This is a genomic window from Actinophytocola sp. (genome assembly GCF_035634895.1).
In the GTDB taxonomy this organism is placed as follows: domain Bacteria; phylum Actinomycetota; class Actinomycetes; order Mycobacteriales; family Pseudonocardiaceae; genus Actinophytocola.
Genome location: NZ_DASQCC010000115.1, coordinates 1 through 8,809, shown reverse-complemented (window position 1 = coordinate 8,809; position 8,809 = coordinate 1). Strand labels below are relative to the sequence as shown.

10 protein-coding genes are annotated in these 8,809 nt (G+C 71.3%); 4 read left to right on the top strand and 6 right to left on the bottom strand.

Going from position 1 to position 8,809, the window contains the following annotated elements; genetic code table 11:
• The coding region (locus tag VET29_RS16540; RefSeq protein WP_324921079.1) for a winged helix-turn-helix domain-containing protein at nucleotides 1-594 on the bottom strand (594 nt) is incomplete at its 3' end.
• 168 nt (nucleotides 595-762) lie between these two features.
• Here VET29_RS16540 and VET29_RS16535 point away from each other — a divergent pair.
• A complete protein-coding gene (locus VET29_RS16535; protein ID WP_324921076.1) occupies nucleotides 763-2,130 on the top strand; it encodes an FAD-dependent monooxygenase in 1,368 nt (455 codons plus the stop codon).
• Nucleotides 2,131-2,185: 55 nt separating this feature from the next.
• Here VET29_RS16535 and VET29_RS16530 read toward each other — a convergent pair whose 3' ends face one another.
• A complete protein-coding gene (locus VET29_RS16530; protein ID WP_324921073.1) occupies nucleotides 2,186-2,899 on the bottom strand; it encodes an alpha/beta hydrolase family protein in 714 nt (237 codons plus the stop codon).
• Nucleotides 2,900-2,989: 90 nt separating this feature from the next.
• On the opposite strand from VET29_RS16530, the gene VET29_RS16525 reads away from it, so the two are divergent.
• A complete protein-coding gene (locus tag VET29_RS16525; RefSeq protein ID WP_324921071.1) occupies nucleotides 2,990-3,547 on the top strand; it encodes a TetR/AcrR family transcriptional regulator in 558 nt (185 codons plus the stop codon).
• A 98-nt stretch (nucleotides 3,548-3,645) separates the two neighbouring features.
• On the opposite strand, the gene VET29_RS16520 is transcribed toward VET29_RS16525, so the two are convergent.
• From VET29_RS16520 to VET29_RS16510, 3 genes are read right to left on the bottom strand one after another with little or no spacing between them, the layout of a single operon-like run.
• Nucleotides 3,646-6,051 carry an excinuclease ABC subunit UvrA gene (locus VET29_RS16520; protein WP_324921069.1) on the bottom strand — a complete coding sequence of 802 codons (2,406 nt, stop codon included), beginning with the start codon at nucleotides 6,049-6,051 and terminating at the stop codon, nucleotides 3,646-3,648.
• A gap of 40 nt (nucleotides 6,052-6,091) precedes the next feature.
• Nucleotides 6,092-6,502, bottom strand: coding sequence for a VOC family protein (locus VET29_RS16515; RefSeq protein WP_324921067.1), 411 nt, complete (start codon nucleotides 6,500-6,502; stop codon nucleotides 6,092-6,094).
• A 10-nt stretch (nucleotides 6,503-6,512) separates the two neighbouring features.
• Nucleotides 6,513-6,956 (bottom strand): helix-turn-helix transcriptional regulator, encoded by a 444-nt coding sequence (locus VET29_RS16510; RefSeq protein WP_324921065.1) that lies wholly within the window; start codon nucleotides 6,954-6,956, stop codon nucleotides 6,513-6,515.
• A 171-nt stretch (nucleotides 6,957-7,127) separates the two neighbouring features.
• Between VET29_RS16510 and VET29_RS16505 the strand changes: the two genes are divergently transcribed.
• Together VET29_RS16505 and VET29_RS16500 are read left to right on the top strand one after the other, a co-directional pair.
• Nucleotides 7,128-7,571 (top strand): hypothetical protein, encoded by a 444-nt coding sequence (locus VET29_RS16505; protein ID WP_324921064.1) that lies wholly within the window; start codon nucleotides 7,128-7,130, stop codon nucleotides 7,569-7,571.
• 110 nt (nucleotides 7,572-7,681) lie between these two features.
• Complete coding sequence (locus VET29_RS16500; protein ID WP_324921062.1) at nucleotides 7,682-8,194, top strand: PadR family transcriptional regulator; 513 nt, start codon at nucleotides 7,682-7,684, stop codon at nucleotides 8,192-8,194.
• 68 nt (nucleotides 8,195-8,262) lie between these two features.
• On the opposite strand, the gene VET29_RS16495 is transcribed toward VET29_RS16500, so the two are convergent.
• Nucleotides 8,263-8,809 (bottom strand): hypothetical protein (locus VET29_RS16495; RefSeq protein ID WP_324921060.1); only part of this gene is annotated, 547 nt, incomplete at its 5' end.

Sequence of the window (8,809 nt, the reverse complement as noted above, 5' to 3'; positions counted from 1 at the left end):
CACCAGCTCCAGGTCGTTGACACACGCGTCGAAGCCGAAGTCCGCGACGTCCCAGTCGGACAGGCCGCACCCGCGTTCGTCGTACCGGATGAGGCGATGGCGCCGCGCCAGGCCGTCGAGCCAGTGCGCCCAGATCGGGCTCGACCACTCCAGGTCGAGGTGGGTGAGCCAGTTCGCCGCCTTGACGAGCGGGGGACCGGAACCCGAGCTGGCGTACGCGACGCGGACGCCGTCCGGCGAGACGGAGTACTGGATCCGTTGCGGTGGACGGGAATCCTCCGGCACGTGGGGCTCGGCGACCTCCGCCACGAACCGGTAGCCGACGCCGTGCACCGTCGCGATGATCCGCTGCCGGTTGCCGTCGTCGCCGAGCGCGCGGCGGAGCATCTTGACCCTGCTGGTGAGTGCGGACTCGCTGACGAACCGGCCGCCCCACACCGCGTCCAGCAGCTCGGCCTTGGTGACGACCCGGTCCCGGTGCTCGATCAGGTGCGCCAGCAACGCGAACACCTGCGGTTCGACGTGCACCACCTCGCCGCCGCGCCGCAGCTCGAACCGGCGCGGGTCCACCTGGCAGTCGTCGAACCGGTACACCTGGCCGCTTCTTCCGTGGGAGTCACCCCGTTGTCGCTCGTACCGACGGCAACGTTTCGGTCTCTGCACGCAATCTCCAGGACATCGCCATGGTCCCGCCAAGCATCGGGGCCGTTCACCGGCGAGGCTCCTTGCGGCATGACCGGGGGTAACGGAGGGGAGAGTCAGATGGGAGCTGAGCACGCGATCGTGCTCGGGGCCGGCATGGGAGGGTTGCTGGCCGCGAGGGTTCTCGCCGATGTCTACGACCGGGTGACGGTCGTGGAGCGGGACCAGCTGGCGCGGACGCCGCACAGCCGCCGGGGTGTGCCGCAGGGCCGGCACGTGCACGGCCTGCTGCCCGGTGGGGCGCATGTCATCGAGGAGCTCTTCCCCGGCCTGCTGGAGGAGCTGGTCGACTGGGGCGGGACCAAGCTGGTGGACTACGCGAGGTTCCGCTTCCTGCCCGACGGCGTGCACCGGCTGTCACCCGAGATGGATGTCGAGCCCGTGTACCAGCCGAGCCGGCCGTTCCTGGAGACCGGTGTGCGGGCCCGGCTGCGGGAGCTGGCCAACGTCGAGATCGTGGACGGCTGCGACGTGGTGGGGTTGGTGACCGAGGGCGCGCGGGTGGGTGGCGTCCGCGTGGTCCGGCGCGGAGCGGCGGCGGAGGAGCTGGCCGCGGACCTGGTGGTGGACGCGACCGGGCGCGGGTCGCGGACGCCGATGTGGTTGGCGGAGCTGGGATACGACCGTCCGGGGGAGGAGGAGGTCGTGATCGACGTGCGGTACACGAGCCGGCTGGTCCGGCTCGCGCCGGACGTGGTGCCCGAGACGCTCACCGTGATCGGCTCGAACCCGGACCGCCCGGTGGGGATGGCGCTGGCGGCGTACGAGAACGGCACGTGGCTGTTCACCGTGTACGGCTACGGCGACGAGCACCCGACGCCCGACTACGAGAGCATGCTGGAGTTCGCGGCGCGGGTCGCGCCGGCGCACATGATCGCGGCGCTGCGGGAGGCGGAGCCGCTCGACGACGTGTCGACGTTCCGGTTCCGCGCGAACCGCAGGCGCCGGTACGACCGGATGCGTCGCTTCCCCGAGGGACTGCTCGTGTTCGGCGACGCGATGTGCGGCTTCAACCCGATCTACGGGCAGGGGATGACGGTCGCGGCACTGGAGGCGCTGGTGCTGCGTGAATGCCTGCGGCGGGGTGACCGGCAGCTGGCGCGCCGGTTCTTCCGCGGGGCCGCGAAGCCGATCCAGATGGCGTGGAACATGACCATCGGCGCCGACCTGGCGTTGCCGTACGTCGCGGGCCCGCGCCCGCTGCCGCTGCGGCTGATGAACTCCTACGTCGGCCGGGTACTGACCGCCGCGGAGCACGATCCCGTTGTGGCGGCACGGTTCTTCAAGGTCAGCGCGTTCGTGGAGAAGCCGCCGCGACTGATGACGCCGTCGATGATCGCCAGGGTCGTCGCGGCGAACCGGCGGGCCCGCCGCCTCGCGCCGGCGGCGACGCCGGACGTGCCGGCCGCGTCGCCCGTGGGCCGGTAGCGTCCCCACAGACGGCGGTGGCCCACATGACCACCCCCGCGGGCCACCGCCTCCGTCAGCCGAGCCGGCGCAACAGCTCCGCCAGCTCGGCCGGCATGGTGATCATGCAGTCGTGGCCGGTCGGCAGCTCCCACACCTGCGCCGGGGTGCCGTTGGGCTGGATCGGCGGGACGGGGCGCCGGCCCATGTCGGGGCCGGCCGTGCAGTGGATGTGCGTCCGCGGGATCTTGGCCGCGTCCGGGTTGTCGAGCCGGACCGGCTCCTGGAGGCAGCGCACCGGCTGGTCCGACAGCATCGACCGCAGCCAGGCCAGGTCCGCAGGGTCGGTGACGCCGAACAGCCCCGCTGGCGGCGGCTGCTCGGGCGGCGGCGGCATCCGCCACCCGCTGTCGGACCTCAGGGTTAGGTCGATCAGGGGCCGGGTCACCGGCAGGACGTCCGCCGCGGTCTCGCCGTCCTCGGGGACCATCGCGTCGAGATAGACCAGGTGCCCGACGCGGTCCGGCACCTCGTTGGCCACCGACGAGACGACCAGTCCCGCGTAGCTGTGGCCCACGAGCACCACGTCGGTGAGGTCCTCGTCGGCGATCAGCCGGACGATGTCGTCGACGTGCGTGTCCAGGCCCACCTCGGGGCCGGCCAGGTGCGCGGTGTCGCCGTAGCCGGTCAGCGTCGGCGTGAGCACCCGGTGGCCGGCCAGCAGCGGCACCACCCGAGCCCAGCACTCCCCGCTGTGCCAGGCACCGTGCACCAGCAGATACGTCGACATACCTCACCCCTGATCTGGCATCATGAACATTCGGGACAGCGTCCCGGTTGACGATACGGGACAACGTCCCGTTTATCCAGGAGGGGTGTGATGGACGACCGGCCCAAGCGCGCGGACGCGCGGCGCAACGAGAAGAACCTGCTCGACGCGGCCGCCGCGGTCTTCGTGGCCGCCGGCGTGGAGGCGCCGATTCGCGACATCGCGACCAGGGCCGGTGTCGGGACGGCGACGATCTACCGGCACTTCCCGACGCGGGCTGACCTGATCGTCGCCGTCTACCGGCACCAGGTGGAGGCTCTCGCCGAGGCCGGGCCGACACTGCTGGCGACCAGTCCGTCGGCACACGCCGCACTGGCGCGGTGGATCGACCTGTTCGTCGACTTCCTGGTCACCAAGCTGGGCCTCGCCGCGGTCCTGCAGTCCGACGACCCGTGCTTCGACCCCCTGCACTCGTACTTCCTCGAACGGCTCGGGCCCGTGTGCACCCGGCTGCTCGACGCCGCGGCCGCCGCCGGTGAGATCCGCCCCGGCCAGGACGCCTTCGAGCTCATGCGGGGCATCGGCGGCCTGTGCGCCGGCGCCGGCAACAGCCCCCGCTACGACGCCCGCCGGCTGGTCGCGCTCCTCGTGGCCGGCCTGAAGGGCTAGCGGTGCCCGCGGGGACGCCGCCGAGCTGACGGTTCGCCCGTCAGGCCGGCATGAATCCTCGGCGGCGTCGAACGTGACCGGCGAGGACCGGTCCGCGGTCAGGCGCCGACGTAGGTCGCGAGATGCTGGCCCGTCAGGGTCTTACGCTTCGCGACCAGCTCGGCCGGGGTGCCCTCGAACACGACCCGGCCGCCGTCGTGGCCCGCGCCGGGGCCCAGGTCGACGATCCAGTCCGCGTGGGCCATGACCGCCTGGTGGTGTTCGATCACGATCACCGACTTGCCGGCGTCGACCAGCCGGTCCAGCAGCCCGAGCAACTGTTCCACGTCCGCCAGGTGCAACCCGCTGGTCGGCTCGTCCAGCACGTACACCCCGCCCTTGTCGTTCATCCGGGTCGCCAGCTTCAACCGCTGGCGCTCGCCGCCGGACAGTGTGGTCAGTGGCTGTCCGAGGCTGAGGTAGCCCAGTCCGACGTCCACCAGGGTCGTCAGGATCCGGTGTGCCGCCGGCGTCTTCGCCTCGCCGTCCGCGAAGAACCGCTCCGCCTCGGCCACCGGCATCGCCAGCACCTCGGCGATGTTGCGGCCACCCAGCCGGTACTCCAGCACCGACGCCAGGAACCGCTTGCCCTCGCACTCCTCACAGGTCGTCGCGACGGTGTCCATGATGCCCAGCTCGGTGTAGATCACCCCGGCGCCGTTGCAGGTCGGGCACGCGCCCTCGGAGTTGGCGCTGAACAGCGCCGGCTTCACGCCGTTGACCTTGGCGAACGCCTTGCGGATCGGGTCGAGCAGCCCGGTGTAGGTCGCCGGGTTGCTCCGGCGCGAACCCCGGATCGCGCCCTGGTCGACCACCACCACGCCCTCGCGGCCGGCGACCGAGCCGTGGATCAGCGAGCTCTTGCCCGACCCGGCCACGCCCGTGATCACGCAGAGCACGCCCATCGGGATGTCGACGTCCACGTCGCGCAGGTTGTGCGTGCTGGCGCCGCGGACCTCCAGCGCACCGGCCGGCGCGCGCACGGTCTCCTTCAGCGTCGCCCGGTCGTCGAGGTGCTTGCCGGTGATGGTGCCGCTCGCCCGCAGCGCCTCGACGGTGCCCTCGAAGCAGATGGTGCCGCCGGCTGTGCCGGCGCCGGGGCCGAGGTCGACGACGTGGTCGGCGATCGCGATCGACTCGGGCTTGTGCTCGACGACCAGCACGGTGTTGCCCTTGTCCCGCAGCTGCAGCAGAAGCTCGTTCATCCGCTCGATGTCGTGCGGGTGCAGCCCGATCGTCGGCTCGTCGAAGACGTAGGTGACATCGGTGAGCGACGAGCCGAGGTGCCGGATCATCTTGGTGCGCTGCGACTCGCCGCCGGACAGGGTGCCGGCCGGCCGGTCGAGGGACAGGTAACCCAGCCCGATCTCGGCGAACGAGTCGAGCAGGTGCTGCAGGCCCGTGAGCAGCGGCGCCACCGACGGCTCGTCGACGCCCCGAAGCCAGTCCGCCAGGTCGCTGATCTGCATCGTGGTCAGGTCGGCGATGTTGTTGCCGTTGATCTTCGACGACCGCGCCTCCGCGGACAGGCGCGTGCCGTCGCAGTCGGGACAGACCGTGAACGTGATCGCCCGCTCCACGAACGCGCGGATGTGCGGCTGCATCGCGTCGACTTCCCTGGACAGGAACGACTTCTGGATCTGCGGGATCAGTCCCGAGTAGGTCAGGTTGATCCCCTCGACCTTGATCTTGGTCGGCTCCTGGTAGAGCAGGGAGTGCAGCTCCTTCTTGGTGTACCTGCGGATCGGCTTGTCCGGGTCGAAGAAGCCGGAGCCGCGGAAGATGCGGCCGTACCAGCCCTCCATGCTGTAGCCGGGGATCGTGAGCGCGCCCTCGTTGAGCGACTTGCTCTCGTCGTACAGCGCGGTCAGGTCGAAGTCGGACACCGAGCCCATGCCCTCGCAGCGCGGGCACATGCCGCCGTGGTAGACGGCGTTGCGCACCGTGAGCCGCTCGCCCTTGCCCTTGTCGACGGTCATCGACCCGCTCGCGGTCCGCCGCGGCACGTTGAACGAGTAGGCGGTCGGCGGCCCGATGTGCGGCTTGCCGAGCCGGCTGAACAGGATGCGCAGCATGGCGTTCGCGTCCGTGGCGGTGCCCACCGTGGACCGTGGGTTGGTGCCCATCCGCTCCTGGCTCACGATGATCGCCGTCGTCAGCCCGTCGAGCAGGTCGACGTCCGGCCGGGCGAGCGTGGGCATGAAGCCCTGCAGGAACGCGCTGTAGGTCTCGTTGATCATCCGCTGGGACTCCGCGGCGATCGTGTCGAACACCAGTGAGCTCTTGCCAGAGCCGGACACCCCCGTGAACACCGTCAGCCGGCGCTTGGGGATCTCGACGCTGACGTCCCTGAGGTTGTTCTCACGCGCGCCCTGCACGCGGATCAGGTCATGGCTGTCGGCGACGTGCGGCTCGGGCGGCTTCCTGTTCGTCCTGGTGGCCGTGCTCCTGGTGGCCGTGCTCATCGTGTGTTTCTCCATCCGCGATGTTCTGGCGCGGCCCGTCTCAGCGCGCTTCCTGGATGCGGACCATGTTGCCGGCGGGGTCGCGGAACGCGCAGTCGCGGATCCCGTACGGCTGGTCGGTCGGCTCCTGGACCACCTCGGCCTCGCTCGCCTGCAGCTTCGCGAAGGTGTCGTCGAGGTCCTTGGTGGCCAGGTTGATGCTGGCATAGGTGCCCTTGGCCATCATCTCGGTGATGGTGCGGCGCTCGTCCTCGGTCAGTCCGGGCGTCGCCTCCGGCGGGTACAGGACGATGTTGCTGTCGGGCCGGCCGGCCGGGCCGACGGTGATCCAGTGCAGTCCGTTGTAGCCGACGTCGTTGCGGACCTCGAACCCGAGAATGTCCCGGTAGAAGGAGACGGCCGCCGCCGGGTCGTCGTGCGGGAGGTAGCTCGCCTGAATGCTGATGTCCATGCCGGTCACACTAGGTGCGGCTCAGCGGGCGTGCTTCTCGATTCCTGACCGGCCGGGTCACCTGTTTCGCCGTGCACGCCGGCATCCCCGCCGTCGCGTCCGCCGCCTCCCGCCGGTAGGTGCTGGGCGGCACCCCGACCAGCTCGGTGAACCGGGTGCTGAAGGTGCCAAGTGACGAGCAGCCGACGGCGAAGCAGACGTCGGTGACGCTGAGGTCACCGACCCGCAGCAGTGCCATCGCCCGCTCGATGCGCCGGGTCATCAGGTAGCTGTACGGCGACTCTCCGTAGGCGAGCTTGAACTGGCGGCTGAGGTGCCCGGCCGACATGTTGACGCCGCCGGCGAGCGCCTCGACGTCGAGCGGCCGCGCGTACTCCCGGTCGATGCGGTCCCGGACGCGACGGAGCAGCGCCAGGTCGCGTAGGCGCTGCGTGTCGGCGGGTCTGCTGGGCACAGCCCAGATGGTGCCACAGCCGGCGGCCGGACCCCGCGCTTCACCGCACACGGAGTTACGGAGCCTCCGCGATGGCCGAACGGGCAAACCCGGCGACCGGTGACGAACGCGGGACCCGGCCGTGCGTCGCAACGGGTGAAGGGGTTCGCACCACCAGGGAGGAACACGACGATGTCCATGCGACTGGCCGTCATCGCGCTCGCCGCCGGCACACTGCTCCTGACCGCCTGCGACAAGCTCGACTCGAACACCAAGACCACGACCTCGGCGGAGAGGACTTCTGCCACGGAGACGACCGCTGCCACGGAGAAGACGCCGGCCGCGCCGACCGGCGCGGCCGGCACCGAGCCCGTCGACTGCGGCAAGGTCGACGTGCACAGCGGCACCCACAAGCTGATCGCCGACCCGACCGCGACCGGCGTGGTCGGCTGCACCGAGGCCTTCAACATCCTCGACGCCTACCTCGCCCTGCCGGCGGACAAGCAGAGTGCCGGCTCGCTGGGCAACGTCGAGGTCACCAACGGCTGGTCCTGCACCACCGACGACGGCGAGACCGCCTCGATCAACTGCGTGAAGGGCGACCACTTCGCCTTCCACACCGAGCCGGTCAGCTGACCGGCTCGGTGTGGAAGGCGGTGACGCACTCGCCGGGCACCTGACCGTCCAGGCCGGCGCTCGCGGCGGACGAGCCTGCCCGTGGCCCGTCCGCCGTTAGGCTCATCCGCGTGGAGTGGGCGTTGCCGGAGTGGACGGTGCTGGCCGTGGTGCGTGAGCGGCCCGCGCACGGGTTCGTCATCGCGGCGCTGACCGCCCGGGATGGCGAGCTCGGCCGGGTGTGGCAGATGCCGCGGCCGGTGATCTACCGCGCGCTGTCCCGGCTGGAGGCCGCGGGGCTGGTGACGCCCAAGGAGGTCGAGACGGGTGCCGGCCCACCACGCACGGTCTACGAGATCACCGAGGCCGGCCGCGAGGCGGTGGACACCTGGCTCGCCGAGCCGGTGGCGCACGTGCGGGACCTGCGGTCGCACCTGCTGATGAAGCTGGCCCTGCGCCACCGCCGCGACCTGCCGGCGGCGGCACTGGTCGCCGACCAGCGTGCCGTGCTCGGACCCGCGCTGGAAGCGGTCGCCGCGGAGCGCGCGCGAGCGGCCGGCTTCGAGGCGGTCCTGCTGTCCTGGCGACACAGCAACATGCTGGCCGCACTGCGCTTCCTGGACGAGTTTGGCGACGACTGGTAGTGCTTGGTCCGTCTGACCTGCACGAACGCCGCCGAGCGGGGCCTGTCCGCCGGCCTGCCACCGCACCCCTAGGCAAGGCCGGCGCGGCGGCGCACCCACGTCGGCGGCTGCCCGCACTCGGTGGCGATCGCCCGCCAGCTCATCCCCGCGCCACGCCGGTCGGCGAGGTACTCCGCGAGCCGCGGGAACCCGAACCGGGCGGCGATGGCGTCCGCACGATCGTCCCGGCTCGCGCGGGTGGCCGCGTGCGGTTGCCGGGTGATCCCGTGCCGGCGCAGCGCCGACTCGATCGCGGACCTCGACAGCCCGGTCTCGGTGCCGATCGCCCGCACGGTGTGGTTGCGGGTCACGTGCCGGTCGGTGAGGTACGCGGCAACCGCCGAGAACCCCAGGGCCGTCACGATCGGCAGCCACGGCGCGTCCCACCGTGTGTTCTGCCGCGTCGTCGTCGAGTCCGCGATCTCCTCGGCCGCCAGGGGGTCGAGCAGGGATAGGTGCCGGCACAGCCAGTCCTTGTGCAGCCCGGCTTCCCGGCTGATCGCCGCCAGGCTCGCTCCCGCCGCCGTCCGGTTCCGGACCAGCGCGCCGATGTCGGCGAACCCGAGCCGCTCGGCC